The organism is Stenotrophomonas sp. 116085_Sma (assembly GCF_056479585.1).
In genome coordinates this window covers 2,765,840-2,783,232 of sequence record NZ_CM151057.1, presented here as the reverse complement: position 1 = coordinate 2,783,232, position 17,393 = coordinate 2,765,840, and the positions used below count along the sequence as shown (strand labels likewise).

Here is a 17,393-nt window from a genome sequence, read left to right as displayed (position 1 = left end):
CGCTCTCTCGGCGATAGTCCGCAACCTATTGATTGCTCTCGATACCGGTAGCCAATAACGGCATTCCGTCGCCGCTTGCTGCGTCGCCGCATGCTTGGCACGGTTCAGCTGTGCTTTAGTTTGGATCGATCCACAGGGGAGGGTGCCGGGACGGTCTTGAACCGATCCAGGTGCCCGGATCAGCCGTAGTGCCGCGCCACCACCCGTCCGTGCGTCCACACTTTCGAAGAGCAACCACCCATGGCTCAGATCGTCCGCAAGCGCCGTCACCTGCTGTCCCAGGCCTTGGTCCTGGCCCTGCTTCCCCTGGCTGCCAATGCGCAGGAAGCCTCAAGCTCGTCCACCAAGGATCTCGACGCGGTCACCGTCACCGGCTCGCGCATCAAGCGCGCCAGCGTCGAAGGCCCTGCACCGGTCAACGTGATCACCGCTGCGCAGATCCAGAAGGAAGGCTTCGTCAGCGTGTATGACGCGCTGAAGACACTGACCGAAGCGACCGGCACCGTCGAGGCGGCCTCGCAGTGGGGCTCGCACACGCCCAACGCCAGCGGCCTGAACCTGCGCGGGATGGGCCCGAACCGCTCGCTGCTGCTGGTCAATGGTCGTCGCGTGGCCGACTACCCGCTGCCCTATGGCGGCGAAACCAATTTCTCCAACTACGGCAACATTCCGGCCGCGGCGGTGGAGCGCATCGAAGTACTGACCGGTGGTGCCTCGGCCATCTACGGTTCCGATGCGATCGCCGGTGTGGTCAACGTCATCCTGAAAACGAACTACGACGGTGATGAAGTGCGCGTACGCGGCGGTACCTCCACCGAGGGCGGGCGCGATACCTGGGACCTGTCCTGGGCTGGCGGCAAGACCGGCGACAACTGGAGCGTGACCTACGCGCTGCAGTACACCAAGCGCGATCCGTTGTTCGGCCGTGACCGCCCGCAGATGGACGATGCCGATGATGCTCCGTATCCATCCTGGAACATGGAACAGCGCAAGGTCGGCTTCCGTCCCACTGCCGGCCTGGCGCTGATCGATCCGAGCAACGGCCAGCGCGTGGCGCCGCCCGCCGGCACCTGCGAGAAGTTCAACGGCGAGTACTACACCGCCGACCGGCTGGTCTACAACTACGCCGCCAACACCATCACCAATACCGGCCGCCTGTGCGGCATGAGCGCCGACTACGCCAACTGGCTGCTGACCGGCGGTGCCGAGAACGTGTCCGGCAACCTGTATGCCACCTTCGATTTCAGCAACGACCTGCAGGCCTGGACCAACCTGGCGGTGTACCGCTCGGAGGCGATATGGGGCACCAATCCGCCCGGCGTGTCGCTGATCGACGATGACAACGGCTACTACTGGGATGCCAACCGCAACCGCCCGATCCTCGGCGTGCGCCAGTTCACGCCAAACGAGGTGGGCGGCCTCGATACGCTGCGCAACACCAATCGCGAACTGTCCTGGGACTGGAGTGCCGGCCTGCGCGGGCGCCTCGCCGACCGTTTCGACTGGAGCGCAACGGTAGGGCGTTCGTACTACCGTGTGGAAGAGCGGCAGAACGTGGTCGACAAGCAGAAGTCGTACGACTACTTCCTCGGCCCGAAGCTGGGCACCACTGCCGATGGCGAGGCGATCTACGCGTTGAACGAATCGCGCTGGTGGAATCCGCTGACGCCGGACCAGTACTGGCAGATGGGTACGGTGGCGAAGAACCGCGCGACCTCCTGGGTCAACCAGGCGTCGGCGGACATCACCGGCGAACTGTTCCAGGGCTGGGCCGGCCCCATCTCGTTCGCAGCCGTGGCTGAAGTCGCGCAGCAGGGCTATCACCTCAGTCCTGACCCACGCGCCGGCATCGACTTCGATCTGCAGAATGTCGACCGTGGTGGTGGCGAGCGCACGCGCTATTCGGCCGGCGTCGAGTTCAAGATCCCGCTGCTGGAGAGCGTGACCGCCACCGCGGCCGCGCGCTATGACCGTTATGGCAACTACAAGGCCGACGACAGCAGCGAAGCGCTGAACATCGGCAGCCAGAAGGAAACCACCTGGAATGTCGGCCTGGAATGGCGCCCGGTGGAATCGCTGCTGGTGCGCGGCTCGTATGCCACCAGCTTCCATGCGCCGGACATGCACTACCTGCTGGGCCAGCCGAGCAGCTCCGAAGTGCAGACCTATGACCGCCTGCGCTGCATCCAGAGCGGCGCCTATCTGGTCAACAACTGCGGCGTCGGCAACACCGATGTCTGGTACACGTTCGATGTGAACCGCCGTGGCACGCCGCTGCTGCGCTCGGAAACCGGTGATTCGTGGACGGTCGGCTTCGTCTGGGACGTGCTGCCGAACCTGTCGGTCAGCGCCGACTACTGGGCGATCAAGCTGGAAGACATGATCGTCGACGTTGGCGCCGACGAGGTGCTGGCCAGCGAAGCGGGCTGCCTGACCGGCAAGAACATGGACGGTACGCCGTGGGCGAATCCGGCCGGTGGCGAGTACTGCGCCGGCATCCTGGCCCGCGTGAACCGTGACAGCAACGGGCGCCTGGTATCGATCGAGCGCGGCCCGTTCAACCTGGCCAGCCGCGAGGTGCGTGGCATCGACCTGACCGCACGCTATCGCCTGGACACCGTGCAGTGGGGCAGCTTCCAGCTGGGCCTGAACTACACCAACCAGATCTCCACCAAGGAACAGCGCTACGCCAATGACCCGAATCCGGAGCGGCGCGATCGTGACCTGCGCAGCAAGCTGCGCGCGAGCCTGGCCTGGCAGCGTGGCAACTGGAACGCCAATGTCTACGCCGACCGCGTCGGCTCGGTGCCGGGCGTGCGCTACCACTGGGGCACCGACCGCCTGGACAACCCCGGCGGCTGCCTGCCGTTCGCCGATGGCTACGTGCCCAGCGACAGCCCGTCGCTGAACTGCCTGGAGCCGGCGACGCGTCCGGATGGCTCGCCCAACCCGAACCCGAATGCAGGCCAGCAGACCGCCCGCTATTTCGGCCGGGTCGGGCCGTTCATCACCTGGAACTTCAACGTGGGCTACCAGGTGACCGAACACGCGAAGGTGAACGTGTACGTCAACAACGCGTTCAACTCGGCCAGCTGGAACCACAAGGATCCGTACAAGCTGGACTACGACTTCGCCCCGACCCGCCTGCTGGGCGCGGTGGGCCGTGAGTTCGCGCTGGAGTACGTGTTCACCTTCTGAGGCGGGTTGCAGGCGGTACGCCGGGCATGGCCCGGCGCTACCGGACGGTCCCGGGGTGGATGGATTTGACCTTCCAACGATGGCAAGGTTTAGCCTGTCCGCATCCAGAAGGAACCCCGGGAATCCGATCATGAGCACGCCTCGCGCCACTGCAGTCCCCGTCAGCCCCTCCACCATCAGCCTTCCCATCGAGGGCATGACCTGTGCCAGCTGTGTTGGCCGGGTCGAAGCAGCGCTGTCCAAGGTCGAGGGCGTCGGCAGTGTCTCTGTGAACCTCGCCACCGAGCGCGCGGACATCCGGCCCTCCGGTCCGGTTGATCGCGCGGCGCTGATCCAGGCGGTTGAACGTGTGGGCTACGACGTACCCGCCGCGACCGTTGAACTGGCGGTGGAGGGCATGACCTGCGCATCCTGCGTTGGTCGCGTGGAGCGCGCGCTGCTGGCGGTGCCCGGGGTCAGCCAGGCCAGCGTGAACCTGGCCACCGAGCGTGCCACCGTACGCGGCGTGGCGGGCGTGGACGCGCTGGTGGCTGCCATCGACAAGGTCGGCTACGCCGCCCGCCCGATCGAGGCCGGTGTGCAGTCCGATGATGAAGCCGCTGAAAAGAAGGATGCCGAGCGCGCCGAACTGAAGCGCGACCTGATCGTGGCGTCCGCGCTGGCGCTGCCGGTGTTCGTGCTGGAGATGGGTTCGCACCTGATTCCCGGCATGCACGAATGGGTGATGGCCAACATCGGCATGCAGACCAGCTGGCATCTGCAGTTCGCACTGACCCTCCTGGTGCTGGCCATCCCCGGTCGCCGTTTCTACCAGAAGGGATTCCCGGCGCTGCTGCGGCTTGCGCCGGACATGAATTCGCTGGTGGCGGTGGGCACCGCCGCAGCGTTCGGTTATTCGGTGGTGGCGACCTTTGCACCGCGGCTGTTGCCGCCGGGCACGGTGAACGTCTACTACGAAGCGGCAGCGGTGATCGTTGCGCTGATCCTGCTCGGCCGCTTCCTCGAAGCCCGGGCCAAGGGCCGCACCTCCGAAGCGATCAAGCGCCTGGTCAACCTGCAGGCCAAGGTCGCCCACGTGATCCGTGACGGCCGCGCAGTCGATATCCCGGTCAATGAAGTGCAGAGCGGCGACGTGGTGGAAGTGCGGCCGGGCGAGCGCGTGCCGGTCGACGGCGAGGTGGTTGAAGGCCGCAGCTACATCGATGAATCGATGATCAGCGGCGAGCCGATTCCGGTCGAGAAGCAGCCGGGCAGCGGCGTGGTGGGCGGTACGGTCAACCAGAAGGGCGCACTGACGGTACGTGCCACGGCGGTGGGCGCGCAGACCATGCTGGCGCAGATCATCCGCATGGTCGAACAGGCGCAGGGCTCGAAGCTGCCGATCCAGGCGGTGGTCGACAAGGTCACGTTGTGGTTCGTGCCGGCGGTGATGCTGGCTGCGCTGGCGACCTTCCTGGTCTGGTTGATCTTCGGCCCGTCACCGGCACTGAGCTTCGCGCTGGTCAATGCGGTGGCGGTGCTGATCATTGCCTGCCCGTGTGCGATGGGGCTGGCAACGCCGACCTCGATCATGGTCGGCACCGGCCGCGGCGCGGAGATGGGCGTGCTGTTCCGCAAGGGCGAGGCGCTGCAGCTGTTGAAGGATGCGCAGGTGGTGGCGGTGGACAAGACCGGCACGCTGACCGAAGGCCGCCCGCGCTTGACCGATCTGGAGATCGCCGACGGGTTTGATCACGGTACGGTGCTGGCAGCGGTGGCGGCAGTGGAGTCGCGCTCGGAGCATCCGATAGCCCGCGCCATCGTCGACGCGGCTGCCGAGCAGGGCATCGCGCTGCCGGCGATGGCCGATTTCGAATCGGTCACCGGCATGGGCGTGCGTGCCAGTGTTGATGGCGCGCGCGTGGAGGTTGGTGCTGATCGATTCATGCGTGAGCTCGGCGTCGACATCGGCCCGTTCGCTGAACTGGCCAGCCAGCTTGGAACGCAGGGCAGGTCGCCGCTGTATGCCGCCATCGACGGCCGCCTGGCCGCGATCATCGCGGTGTCCGATCCGATCAAGCCGAGCACGCCGGCCGCGATCGCGGCGCTGCACCGGCTTGGCCTGAAGGTGGCGATGATCACCGGCGACAATGCCGGTACCGCGCAGGCGATCGCGCGGCAGCTGGGCATCGATGAGGTGGTGGCCGAGGTGCTGCCGGAAGGCAAGGTTGAAGCAGTGCGCCGGCTGAAGGCCGCGCATGGTCATGTCGCGTTCGTCGGCGATGGCATCAACGATGCGCCGGCGTTGGCCGAGGCCGATGTTGGTCTGGCCATCGGCACCGGTACCGATATCGCGGTGGAATCGGCCGACGTGGTGCTGATGTCAGGCAACCTGCAGGGCGTGCCGAATGCCATCGCGCTGTCGAAGGCGACGCTGGGCAACATCCGCCAGAACCTGTTCTGGGCCTTCGCCTACAACACCGCGTTGATCCCGGTGGCGGCCGGCGTGCTGTACCCCGCCTGGGGCGTGCTGCTGTCGCCGGTGTTCGCGGCCGGTGCGATGGCCCTCTCCAGCGTGTTCGTGCTGGCCAACGCGCTGCGCCTGCGCCGCTTCCAGCCGCCGATGGCGGATGCCCCCGCTGCGAGCCACTGAAGGAGAACCGTATGAATATCGGTGAAGCCGCCAAGGCCTCCAGCGTGTCGGCGAAGATGATCCGCTACTACGAACAGATTGGTCTGATTCCTGCGGCCGATCGCACCGAGTCCGGCTACCGGGCATATTCGCAGGCGGACATCCACCGCCTGCGCTTCATCCGCCGCGCACGCGATCTCGGCTTCCAGGTTGCCGAAATCACCGACCTGCTGGGCCTCTGGAACGACACCTCGCGGCACAGTGCCGACGTGAAGCGCCTGGCAGAACAGCACATCGTCGATCTGGAGCAGCGCATCGAGAGCATGCGGCAGATGGCCGACACGCTGAAGTCGTTGATCAGTTGCTGCGCGGGCGACGAGCGCCCGGAGTGCCCGATCCTGCAGCGGCTGGGCGAGGATGACGAAATAGAGTCACCGGTTGATGCTCCGAAGACCGGTGCGGTGCGGCGCCGTCCACACAAGCACTGAGCCGCTGTCGCGCACATGAAAAAGCCCGCCCGATGCGGTTGCACCGGGCGGGCTTTGTTGTTGAAGCGAGGCTGCGGATCAGGCGGTGCGCGGCGGGAACCCGGCATCGTTCACCGCGGCGAAGACATCTTCCTGTGATGCGGTGGTCTGCACCCTGACCAGGCCGGTCGGCGGGTCGGCGACCACGCTGGCATTGGGATCGATCTGCTGGATTGCACGGGACACGCTGCGTGCGCAGCTGCCGCAGGTCATGCCGTCAACATGGAATTCCATCTGTAGCTCCTTCTGTGCTCTTGGGTGGAGCCAGTGTGCACCTTCCAACGATGGCAGGGTCAAGCGCCGGACTGAACGCCGGGCATATCGGAGCCAATGAAAACGGCAGCCACCTGTACCAGCGCGGCTGCCGTGGAGGAATGGCCCCGCACGGAGCGGGGCGGGGCCATGCCGGGCAGGACCCGGCACGCCCGGTCGGGCCTTAGAACTTCCAGGTGGCGCCGAAGTACAGCTGGCGGCCTGCATAGGTGTTGGAGATCAGGCGGGCCTTGGTGTCATTGCCCAGGTGCACGCGCTGCTCGGACTTGGTGGCATTGATCACCGAGGCGGTCAGCGTCCAGTCCGGGGTCAGGTTGTAGGCCACGTTCAGATCCAGCTGGTCATACGGCTCGGTGTAGACCGTCATGCCGTTCTGCAGGCCCCCCACAACTTCGCCGCGACGGTTGAACGAGGCACGCGCAAGGAACTTGTCGTTCTCGTAGAACACCGTGACGTTGGCCTGGTTCTTGGCGCTGCCGACCAGCGGCGAAGAGCCGATGTTCTGTCCGTCAATCACGATCGATGCCAGGTTGGTGTCATTGTAGGTGTAGTTGGCCTGCACGCCGAAGCCGGAATCGAAGGTGTACTGGCCATACAGTTCCACGCCCTGCGAAACACCATCCTGGCCATTGGCCTTGGTCTTGTAGTTCTGCACGGTCACCACTTCGCCGCCGACAGTCATCTGCGTGTCGCGCACGACCGGCACGGTGAAATTGCTCACGTCCTTGCGGAACAGGCCGACACCGGCCACGGCGCCCGGCTGGAAGTACCATTCCAGGCCCAGGTCGTACTGCGTGGCCTTGAACGGCTGCAGCTGCTTGTTGCTGCCTTCGCCGGCCCAACCCGGGTTCGGCGCACCGCCGGCGACGCGACGATCGTCGACGTATTCGGCGCTGTAGAAGCTCAGAGCGCCCGGGGTGGCGATATCGGTGTAGCCCGGACGGGCGATGACCTTTGACACGGCGCCGCGCAGCACCAGGGTGTCAGTGATGTCCCAGGCGATGTTGAAGCTCGGCAGGATATCGGTATACGTGCGGTCGACGCCGATCAGTTCATGGGTCTTGCTCTGCGCCAGATCATACGGCAGTCGCACGAAGCCACTCTCGCAGCCATAGCCCGGGTAGGCCGCAGCAGCCGGGTCGGTGCACGCCATCGGCGCGCCGGACGCGTTGTCCAGGAAGTAATCGTTGAACTTCTCGATCGAGTCGGAGGACTGCGCGAACTGCTTGGTGCGTACTACGCGCACGCCGACGTTGCCGCGCAGACGCTCGGTGCGGAAGTTGGCCTGGAAATAGCCCGAGTAGATCTTTTCGTTGACGTTGTAGACGAAGTCTTCCTCGGTACGGTTGTGCGAACCGCCGTAGGTCTTGTTCAGGTAGTCGATGTAGGCCGGGTAGTTGATGCCCGGGAACACATTCGCATTGAAACCGCCGGCGATGTTGCTGATCGGATTGGACAGGAAGAAGCCGGGCTGCGCGTCGCCGGCAGTCGGGTCGCAACCCGCTTGGTAACGGCCGTCCTTGTAGTCGGCCGGATCACGGCCCTGGCAGGTCCAGTAGGTGTTACCGGTATTGCGGTGGACCTTGCCGTCGCGGTACTTGGCACCAAACTGGATCGAGTCCAGCCAGCCCGATTCAAACAGCTTGGTGACGTCGGCCTGGAAGTAGTTCTGCTTGACCTCGGTGCGCTTCCACGACGAATCGGTCGAACCGGTGTCGACTTCGGCGATGCCGTTCATCAGCTGCTGCTGCAGGTCGGGCGAGAAGGTGGCCGAGGGCGTGCCGGTGAGGTCCCAGGCGCTGTACTGGTTGCCCGACAGGTAATCGCTGCCGACCTTGCGGCGCGGCTTGGCCGACATCCGGAAGTTCATCGACGGGCCACCTTCGGACCAGGTGCGGCCGCCGGTGAACGAGGCCTTCCACAGCGGGCTGATATCCCATTCGATGGTCAGGTCAGCGGTCTGCGATAGTGCCTTTTCCTTGCTGTAGCCGCCAGTCAGCTGCGGCGTCGGAACCGTGCAGTCGTCCGGGCCCCAGCCACCGGGCTTGAGTCCGGCGGCCTTGGCCTGGTCTTCGCTGCAGTAGTAGGTCTTTCCGGCCAGCTTTTCGAACTGTGCACCGGTGACGGTGTTGCCGCTGGGGTCGAAGTCCAACCCATTGAGCAGGCGTCCGCCCGCCCAGTTTCCATCGCCGTTGAAACGAGCCATGCTCCATTCCGGAATCTTCAGCATGTTCTGGGTGTAGTCACCCTGCAGCTCGAAGCGGAAGTAGTTGGCCGTCATCGTGACGTTGTCGACTGGCTTGAACTGGAACGTCAGCTGGCCGCCCTTGCGCTCGCGCTTTTCTTCCTTCACCGCGAAGTTGGCCGAGGTCGGCATGAAGAAATCGCTGTAGTTGCCGCCGGTCTGGTTGTTGAATCCGGACTTGCCCCACCAGTAGTGGATGCCATCCTGCGACTGCACGTTGCCATAGGCATCGCGCGCCTTGCCGGCGCCATACCACTGGTAGTCCTCGGTGCTGGCTTCCATGGTGCGGGTGGTGCGCTTCTGCTGCGTCACGCCGACCAGCACGCCGAAACGCTCATCCTTGCTGTGCCAGGAGTACAGGGCCGAGGCCTGCGGATCGATATCGTGATGGGTGTCGGAAGACGTGCCCTCGAGCGTGACGAAGCCCGAGTTGGATTCCATGTCCAGCGGACGACGGGTATGCAGGATGACCGTGCCACCGATGCCGCCTTCGTCGATGCGTGCTTCCGGCGACTTGAACAGCTCGGCGCTGGACAGCATGTTCGACGGCAGCAGGGTGTAGTTGAACGAACGGGTGGCCTCGTCGTTGGTTTCCGAGGTGGCGACGTAGTTGCCGTTCAACTGGGTCAGGGTCAGGTCCGGGGCCAGGCCGCGCACACTGACGGTCTTGCCTTCGCCGCCACTGCGGGTGATGACCACGCCGGGCACGCGCTGCAGTGCGTCGGCCACGTTCTTGTCGGGGAACTTGCCGACGTCCTCGGCGGTGATCACTTCGACCACGGCATTGGCGTCGCGCTTCTGCTCAAGGCTCTTTTCAATGGCGTAGCGGTAGCCGGTGACCTGGACGCTGTCCAGGTTGGTGGCTTCCTGCGAGCCGGTGGTGGTTGCCTGCTGCGCGGCGGCGCCGGCCGGAACGACGGCGGCGGCCAGGGCCAGCGCGATGGCCAGCGACAATGCATCCTGGCCATGCTTACGTGTTGAATGCTTCATTCCCATCTCTCCCTCTCTCCTGGATTGATCCGGTGACGTGGCACGGACAACTTGAATCGATCTAATTTGAAGTGACATTGTCGCTATCGCCATGCAGTGGCAGTAGCACCGTGCGCGTGGCCTGGTACGTCCTGTTGCCGCTCCCCCAACTCCCGGCCATCGCAATGTCGTCTTGGATCGATCTAAGCGATGGGCGGGCGTTTTTTAGCATGGGTCGCCCGCGGACGCATGCTGCTCCGCAATATGGTACTGGCGTGGCGAAGGGATGACGGTTTGCTGAAATCAGTGAAATCGTTTTCGTGCGCAGGGGAGGGTGGGTCGGCAGGGCTGCGCCCTGCACCTGCTTGAAGCCAAAGCCAAAGCCAAAGCCAAAGCGGCTCTGGGTTGTCTGTGGGTTGGGCAGGGCGGTGTCGGATTGCGGGGACGCCGTAAACCCATCCCTGAAGTGCCCCCCGAGACTTGGACGGGGTCAGGCGGCCGATTGGGCCTGCTCCCGGTACTTTACCGGGCTCAGACCTTTCAGTTTCAGTTTGATGCGCTCTTCGTTGTAGTACTGGATGTATTCCACCAGCCCAGCCTCCAGACTCTCGATGCTGTCAAAGCTGTTCAGATAGAAGAACTCCGACTTCAACGTTCCGAAAAAGCTCTCCATTGCCGCATTGTCCAAACAGTTGCCACGCCGGGACATGCTTTGCTTCAACGAGTGCTTTTCCAGCATGTGCCGGTAGTTTTCATGCTGGTACTGCCAGCCCTGGTCAGAATGGATCATGGGGCGCTCATCCGGGGAAAGCTTGCTGATGGCCTCCTCCAGCATCTGACCCACCAGATCGAACACGGGCTGGCGCTTGATCTGATAAGCCACGATTTCACCGTTGTAGAGGTCCATGATCGGCGACAGGTACAGCTTCATGCCCTGCACCTTGAACTCGGTGACGTCGGTCACCCACTTCTGATTGGGTCGCTCGGCCTGGAACTCACGATTGAGATCGTTGCCAACCACAATATTGGCCGCCCCCTTGAAGGCCCGATAGCGCTTGACGCGCACGCGCGATTTCAGGCCCATCTCCCCCATCAGGCGCTGTACCCGCTTGTGATTGGTCCGATGGCCCTGATTGGCCAGTTCCAGCGTCACCGTGCGATAGCCATAGCGCCCTTGGCTCTGATCGTAGATTGCACGGATACGCTCACGCAGGTCTGCCTCGTCCTGATCCGGATGGGCCAGGACATGGTTCTGGTAATAGAACGTACTGCGCGACAGCCCTGCCGCTTCGAGCAGAAGCGACAGCGTATGAACCTGCCTCAATCCTTGGATGGCTTGCGCTTTGCGTCTTGCGCCGCCTGCTCTTCCCGGATCAAGGCATCGAGTTTTTTTAGGTAGTCGGTCTCCGCGCGCAGATAGGCGACTTCCTTGAGCAGCTCATCGCGGCTCATATCCTCAGGTGGCTTGGACGAACGGGTCTTTTTCATCGGCTTTCGGGGCGGCGGCAGGGGCGGTGCCAACGCTTGGGCACCGCCCTGAGCATACAGGCGCCGCCACTGCCCCACTGCGCCGGCATCACCAATCTGAAAGTAGGTGGTGGCCTCGCGCCCGGACATGCCGTCCTGGCTCATCTTCTCCAGGACAGCCAGCTTGAACGCGAGGTCATAGGACCGGGCCTGGCGGTGAAACCCGCGCCAACCGTGCAGCCGATAGGTCGCCACCCAGCGTCTGACCGTGGAGAACTCCAGGCTGTGGCGACGAGCAACGGCTTTGACCGATGTGGAGGTCTTGCAGGCCTCTTTGGCGACCTGCAGTTTGAAACGCGCGTCGTATCTGTTCATGTATCCCTCGGGGTTGGATCTGGCGTCCAACTCCCGGGGGTCACTTCACCCTGGGGGCTTGGCCGCGGCATCCATGCCGCGGACACCCCGCAATCCGACACCGCCCTGCCTTCGACAATTTCCCGGTGACGGTTGGATGGGTCCTGGGGACGGCATGGGGAATGGCTTGGGGTCAGATCCGTTTTCCGTTGGAAAACGGATCTGACCCCGATTGAATTTCGCTATCCGACAGAGATTCATCCACGCATGGCGTGGATCCACAGATCGCGGAAATCTGTCGAAGGCGGGGTGGGGCCGGTTGCGGGGGCGTGAGCCGCATGGGCCCGAGGCATGCCTCGGGCGGGTTGGGCAGGACGCCCAACCCCGGTCTTGCCGTGTGCGCAGGACAGCGCACACGAGCAAGCGGCGACCGAGCTTACATGGACGTACTTGCAGCGTCCCCCGCAACCGGACCCACCCCGCTTCCCCTCAGGAAGTCAGCTTCTGCTGTTGCTCTGGCTTCGGCTTCGGCTTCGGCAGGTGCAGGACGCAGCCCTGCCGAACACCCCTTTCATGCTGCGCCGCAGAATGCATTCGGCTGAACCTGCATGCTCTACTTGAATCGATCTAAATTCACGGTCGCACGGGTCGGGCGTCATTCCAGAGGGAGCTCTCTGCCGATCACGGCGTGGCTCAGCGGAACGGTGCCGGAAGGCCCCGGCCGTCAGCCTCCCCATCATCGACTACAGGAACCCGACATGCGTCCAGTGCCGTCCGCTCCCGCCGTCCCATCGACCTCGCGCCCGCTGGCGCGCCTGGCCTGCCTGCTGGCGCTTTCGGCCATGCCGATGCTGCTGCAGGCTGCGCCGGCAGCGCTGGAGCGCGAGGTCAACACCTTCATCGGCAGCAAGGACGACGGCAATACCTTCCCGGGCGCGTCGGCACCGTTTGGCCTGATCCAGGTCAGCCCGATCGGCAGCCACTATTCCGGCTGGCGCTACGACGACGAGAAGATCCGCGGGTTCGGCCACTCGTTCATCTCCGGCGCCGGTTGCTGGGAGCAGGGCGGGCAGGTGTCCATCCTGCCGGTCACCGGCAGCATCGGCCCCGGTGGCGATTTCGATACCGGCAACGCCAAGCAGTTCGACCACAAGGCCTACGCATCGAACTACACCCATGACGGCGAGATCGGTCAGGCCGGCTACTACAAGGTGCGCCTGACCAGCTACGGCGGTATTGATGCCGAGGCCACCGCGCGCACCCGTGCCGCCGCCGAGCGCTACACCTTCAGCCAGCGCAGCGGCGATGGCCACGTGCTGGTCAATGTCGGACAGGCCAACGAGCGCCATTCGGTCATCGGCAGCGTGGTCGACGTGGTCGGCGACCGCGTGGTCGAAGGCAAGCTGGTCACCAAGAGCTTCTGTGGCGGCCACCAGTACACCACCTGGTTCCGCATCGAGTTCGACCGTCCGTTCAAGGCGCATGGCACCTGGGGCGAGGGCGGTGGCCTGCCCGGTGCGCGTCACAGCATGGAAGGCGAGCAGAAGCCGAATGGCGCCTGGCTCAGCTTCGATCTGGCCAAGGGCCAGTCGGTGACGGCGGTCAGCGCGATCTCGCACGTGGATGCCGAAGGCGCGCGCACCAACCTGCGCGCCGAGGGCATGCAGGGTGGGGCGCTGCTCGGTTTCGACCGCATGCGTGCGCTGTCGCAGCAGTCCTGGCGCGAGCAGCTGGGCCGGGTGCGCGTGCAGGGCGGCAACGCCGACGACCGCGCCGTGTTCTACAGCGCGGTCTACCACGCACTGCTGCAGCCGATGACCGGCAACGATGCTGATGGCCGCTATCGCGGCTACGACGATGGCATCCATCGCGCCGATGGTTGGACCTACTACGAGTACTTCTCGCTGTGGGATACCTACCGCGCGCAGAACCAGTGGCTGGCGCTGACCCGCCCGGACGTGGCGCGCGATATCGGCCGGACCCTGCTGGCGATTGACGAACAGGGCGGTTGGCTGCCGCGCTGGGGCTATGCCAACTTCGAGACCAACATCATGACCGGTGATCCGGTTACCCCGTTCATGGTCGACCTGTGGCGCTTCGGTGCGCTCAAGGGCAGTGAATCGCAGGCCTGGGATGCGCTGCGCCGCAACGCCTTCGGCACGCCGCCGTTGAACTCGCGCATGGCCGGCCGCTCCGGCAACCCCACCTACCTGGACAAGGGTTACGTGGTCTACGACCGTGCGTTCCCATCCAAGGGCATGGACGTCGATCCGCACCACGGTGGCTCGGCGACGCTCGAATATGCGCTGGCCGACTGCGCGCTCTCGCAGATGGCCGATGGCCTGGGTCACGCGCAGGACGCGGCGACGCTGCGTGAGCGCGGCCGCAACTGGCGCAAGGTGTGGGACCCGCAGGTGCGCGATGCCGAGACCGGCTTCACCGGTTTCCCGCGCCCGCGTACCGAGGACGGCCAGTGGTACACCCCGGCCGATGGTCACTACAGCCCGCGTTCGCACCACGGTTTCCATGAGGGCACCGCGTGGCAGTACCAGTGGCTGGCGCAGCAGGACGTGCCAGGCCTGGTCGAAGCGATGGATGGCCGCGAGCAGGCCGGTCGCCGCCTCGATGCGTTCTTCGCGATGGATGCGCTGCAGGCCGACCCGCTCAACGCTGCCCGCAAGGAGTGGGTGGTCGGGCCGTACAGCTACTACAACCAGTTCCGCTACAACCCTAACAACGAACCGGACCTGCACTCGCCGTGGCTGTACACGCTGATCGGCCAGCCATGGAAGACCGCTGCCGTGGTGCGTGCCGCGCAGCAGCTGTTCACCAACGCCCCGAACGGCGTGACCGGCAACGACGACCTCGGCACGATGTCGGCCTGGTACCTGTTCAGCGCCATCGGCGTGTACCCGGCGGTGCCGGGCAGCGGCCAGTTCCTGCTGCACACCCCGCGTTTCAGCAGGGTGGAAGTGGACATGGGCAATGGCCGCACCCTGCGCATCGACGCGCCGGGCGCCGATGGCCGCCGCCTGCAGTACGTGCAGGGCGTGCAGGTCGATGGCCAGGCACATGCACCGGTGTGGCTGGACTGGAGCCGCCTGCAGCAGGGCCCGCGCGTGCGCTTTGCGCTGGATGCGAAGGTGCCGGAGCAGGGCTGGGGCACGGCGGTGAAGGACCTGCCGGTATCCTGGTGCGCGGCACCGGGCAGCCAGCTGCGCTGAGCCGGACTGTGCCCTTCGCGGTGACCCAGCGAACGGCACGGCACGACACGGCCCTGATCCATTAGGCTTGAGCCTCCAGCGGAGTCCGGGAAGACGATGAACGACAACGGCAGCAGTCCCAGCAAACGCGCCGGCAAGGCAGTGACGGTGACCGACATCGCGCGTGCCATCGGCGTGTCACGGGCGACCGTGTCGCTGGTGCTGCGCGGCAGCCCGCTGGTCAATGTCGATACCCGGGCCAAGGTCGAGGCCGAGCTGCGCCGGCAGCGCTATGTCTACAACCGTGCGGCCGCCAACCTGCGCCGTCGTACCTCGTCGAGCATCGCGCTGGTGATCAACGACCTGTCCAACCCGTTCTTCGCCGAATTTGCGTCCGGCGTGGACGAGGCGTTGGGCGGGCGTGGTTATGTGACCCTGCTCGGCAGCACCGGCGAATCGCCGGAGCGCCAGCAGGCGGTGCTGTCCACGCTGATGGAGCACACCCCGGCCGGCCTGATCCTGTCGCCGGCCGAAGGCAGCGACACCGCGCAGCTGCGCCAGGCATTGGGCGCCAATGCCAACGTGCTGCTGTTCAACCGCGAACTGGAAGGGGCCGACTGGGACTTCCTGACCCTGGACAACCAGCACGGCGCCTATCTGGCCACGCGCCACCTGATCGAGCGCGGCCATCGCCAGATCGCCTTCTTCGGCGGCCACGCCGCATCGAGCTCGTGCCACCAGCGGCGTGCCGGGTTCCAGCAGGCGCTGGCCGAGGCCGGTCTGTCGCTGCCGCCGGGCTGGATGATCGAGTCGGCGCCGAACCGGCTGGAAGCAGCTGCGCGCACCGATGAGCTGTTTGCCGATGGCCATCGCCCCAGCGCGGCGGTCTGCTACAACGACACCGTCGCGCTGGGCCTGATGCTGGGCCTGAACTCGCGAGGCATTCGTCCGGGCGGTGACTTTGCCGTGACCGGCTTCGACGATATTTCCGAGGCATCGGTCGCGGTGCCGCCATTGACCACGCTCACCGCCGATCCGCGCGAGCGGGGCCGGCAGGCGGCCGCGCTGCTGCTGCAACGATTGGACGAACCGGACGCGCCACCACGGCGCACGGTGGCGCCGGTGCAGTTGCGCATCCGCGAAAGCAGTGCCGCACGGCCGAACTGATTCCTTCCACGTACCCCTTCCACGCACCAACGACCTTCCGCGCATCGAGGCGCGTACCGCATGCCGATCTCCGCAACGCCCCGTCCATCGGGTTCTTCGGGCAACGCACCCGCCGTCACCAACGGCAAGGCGCTGGCCGTGGTCACCACGATCTTCTTCATGTGGGGCTTCCTGACCTGCCTCAATGACATCCTGATCCCGCACCTGAAGGCAGTGTTCGAGCTGAACTACGCCAAGGCGATGCTGGTGCAGTTCACCTTCTTCGGAACCTATTTCCTGATGTCGCTGCCGGCCGGCCGCCTGGTGGCGGCGCTGGGTTACAAGAAGGGCATCGTGGCCGGCCTGGTGATCGCCGGTATCGGCGCACTGGGCTTCTGGCCGGCGGCCGAGCTGCGCGTGTATGGCGCCTTCCTCGGCGCACTGTTCGTGCTGGCCACCGGCATCACCGTGCTGCAGGTTGCTGCGAACCCCTACGTCGCGCTGCTGGGCCCGGAGCAGACCAGCTCCAGCCGCCTGACCCTGGCGCAGGCACTGAACTCGCTGGGCACGGCCATCGCCCCGATCTTCGGCGGCATGCTGATCCTGTCCAACACGGTCAAGAGCGCCGATGAACTGAGCGCGCTGCCGCCCGCCGAACAGCTGGCCTACCGCGCCGCCGAGGCGCAGGCCGTGCAGGGCCCGTACGTGGGCCTGGCCGTTGCGCTGGTGCTGCTGGCGCTGTTCGTGTTCCTGTTCCGCCTGCCGGCACTGAGCGATGCCACCGAACAGGCCGACCAGGGTCACCGCCACAGCTACCTGGATGCGCTGCGCAAGCGCCACCTGCTGCTGGGCGTGCTGGGCATCTTCTTCTACGTCGGTGCCGAAGTATCGATCGGCAGCTTCCTGGTCAATTACCTGTCGATGCCGAACATCGGTGGCTTCAGCGAACAGGAGGCCACCCATTACGTGTCGGCCTACTGGACCATGGCGATGATCGGCCGCTTCGCCGGCTCGGCGCTGTTGGCGCGCTTCTCGCCCAGCCGCCTGCTGGCGATCTTCGCGCTGGTCAACGTGGCACTGCTGGTCACGACCATGCTGACCTCCGGCAACATCGCGCTGTACTCGGTGGTGGCGATCGGCCTGTTCAATTCGATCATGTTCCCGACCATCTTCGCGCTGAGCATCGAGCGCCTGGGCCCGCTGACCAACAAGGGCTCCAGCCTGCTGATCATGGCCATCGTCGGCGGTGCCGTGGTGCCGTACCTGCAGGGCGTGCTGGCCGACCACATCGGTGTGCAGGCCAGCTTCATCCTGCCGCTGCTGTGCTACGGCTACATCATTTTCTACGGACTGGTCGGCGCACGTACGCCGGCTTCCGCAACGCAGGGAGGCTGAGTCCG

General features: G+C 65.2%; 9 protein-coding genes. 6 read left to right on the top strand and 3 right to left on the bottom strand.

All coding sequences use genetic code 11. From position 1 onward, the window contains the following. The first annotated feature begins 240 nt into the window (after positions 1 to 240). From ACZK0Z_RS12990 to cueR, 3 genes are all read left to right on the top strand, one after another. The gene (locus ACZK0Z_RS12990; RefSeq protein ID WP_197633599.1) at positions 241 to 3,198 is read left to right on the top strand and encodes a TonB-dependent receptor domain-containing protein; all 2,958 of its coding nucleotides are present in this window, start codon (positions 241 to 243) and stop codon (positions 3,196 to 3,198) included. A 130-nt stretch (positions 3,199 to 3,328) separates the two neighbouring features. Further along, positions 3,329 to 5,830: a heavy metal translocating P-type ATPase gene (locus ACZK0Z_RS12985; RefSeq protein ID WP_197633600.1), complete on the top strand. Its 2,502-nt coding sequence runs from the start codon at positions 3,329 to 3,331 to the stop codon at positions 5,828 to 5,830. Between the two features lie 11 nt (positions 5,831 to 5,841). After that, complete coding sequence (cueR, locus tag ACZK0Z_RS12980) at positions 5,842 to 6,297, top strand: Cu(I)-responsive transcriptional regulator (protein ID WP_106549696.1); 456 nt, start codon at positions 5,842 to 5,844, stop codon at positions 6,295 to 6,297. A gap of 78 nt (positions 6,298 to 6,375) precedes the next feature. On the opposite strand, the gene ACZK0Z_RS12975 is transcribed toward cueR, so the two are convergent. From ACZK0Z_RS12975 to ACZK0Z_RS12965, 3 genes are all read right to left on the bottom strand, one after another. Then, positions 6,376 to 6,570 carry a cation transporter gene (locus ACZK0Z_RS12975; RefSeq protein ID WP_197633601.1) on the bottom strand — a complete coding sequence of 65 codons (195 nt, stop codon included), beginning with the start codon at positions 6,568 to 6,570 and terminating at the stop codon, positions 6,376 to 6,378. A gap of 202 nt (positions 6,571 to 6,772) precedes the next feature. After that, positions 6,773 to 9,850, bottom strand: coding sequence for a TonB-dependent receptor (locus tag ACZK0Z_RS12970; protein ID WP_049427561.1), 3,078 nt, complete (start codon positions 9,848 to 9,850; stop codon positions 6,773 to 6,775). Between the two features lie 463 nt (positions 9,851 to 10,313). Next, a protein-coding gene (locus ACZK0Z_RS12965) for an IS3 family transposase (RefSeq protein ID WP_197633811.1) occupies positions 10,314 to 11,665 on the bottom strand; the annotation gives its coding sequence in 2 pieces (ribosomal slippage) (positions 10,314 to 11,218 and positions 11,218 to 11,665; 1,353 coding nt in all). Positions 11,666 to 12,402: 737 nt separating this feature from the next. Between ACZK0Z_RS12965 and ACZK0Z_RS12960 the strand changes: the two genes are divergently transcribed. The 3 genes from ACZK0Z_RS12960 (at position 12,403) to fucP (ending at position 17,388) form a co-directional block, all read left to right on the top strand. Next, positions 12,403 to 14,868 (top strand): GH92 family glycosyl hydrolase, encoded by a 2,466-nt coding sequence (locus ACZK0Z_RS12960; RefSeq protein ID WP_197632614.1) that lies wholly within the window; start codon positions 12,403 to 12,405, stop codon positions 14,866 to 14,868. Between the two features lie 96 nt (positions 14,869 to 14,964). After that, on the top strand, positions 14,965 to 16,014 hold the full coding sequence (locus tag ACZK0Z_RS12955) for a LacI family DNA-binding transcriptional regulator (protein WP_087922403.1): 1,050 nt from the start codon (positions 14,965 to 14,967) through the stop codon (positions 16,012 to 16,014). A gap of 60 nt (positions 16,015 to 16,074) precedes the next feature. Further along, complete coding sequence (gene fucP, locus ACZK0Z_RS12950; RefSeq protein ID WP_049426746.1) at positions 16,075 to 17,388, top strand: L-fucose:H+ symporter permease; 1,314 nt, start codon at positions 16,075 to 16,077, stop codon at positions 17,386 to 17,388. The last annotated feature ends 5 nt before the right edge of the window (positions 17,389 to 17,393 follow it).

Excerpts from the sequence above, each read along its gene's own strand:
- ACZK0Z_RS12990 (WP_197633599.1), top strand. The coding sequence starts at position 241 with ATGGCTCAGATCGTCCGCAAGCGCCGTCACCTGCTGTCCCAGGCCTTG.
- ACZK0Z_RS12985 (WP_197633600.1), top strand. The coding sequence starts at position 3,329 with ATGAGCACGCCTCGCGCCACTGCAGTCCCCGTCAGCCCCTCCACCATC.
- cueR (WP_106549696.1), top strand. The coding sequence starts at position 5,842 with ATGAATATCGGTGAAGCCGCCAAGGCCTCCAGCGTGTCGGCGAAGATG.
- ACZK0Z_RS12975 (WP_197633601.1), bottom strand. The coding sequence starts at position 6,570 with ATGGAATTCCATGTTGACGGCATGACCTGCGGCAGCTGCGCACGCAGC.
- ACZK0Z_RS12970 (WP_049427561.1), bottom strand. The coding sequence starts at position 9,850 with ATGGGAATGAAGCATTCAACACGTAAGCATGGCCAGGATGCATTGTCG.
- ACZK0Z_RS12960 (WP_197632614.1), top strand. The coding sequence starts at position 12,403 with ATGCGTCCAGTGCCGTCCGCTCCCGCCGTCCCATCGACCTCGCGCCCG.
- ACZK0Z_RS12955 (WP_087922403.1), top strand. The coding sequence starts at position 14,965 with ATGAACGACAACGGCAGCAGTCCCAGCAAACGCGCCGGCAAGGCAGTG.
- fucP (WP_049426746.1), top strand. The coding sequence starts at position 16,075 with ATGCCGATCTCCGCAACGCCCCGTCCATCGGGTTCTTCGGGCAACGCA.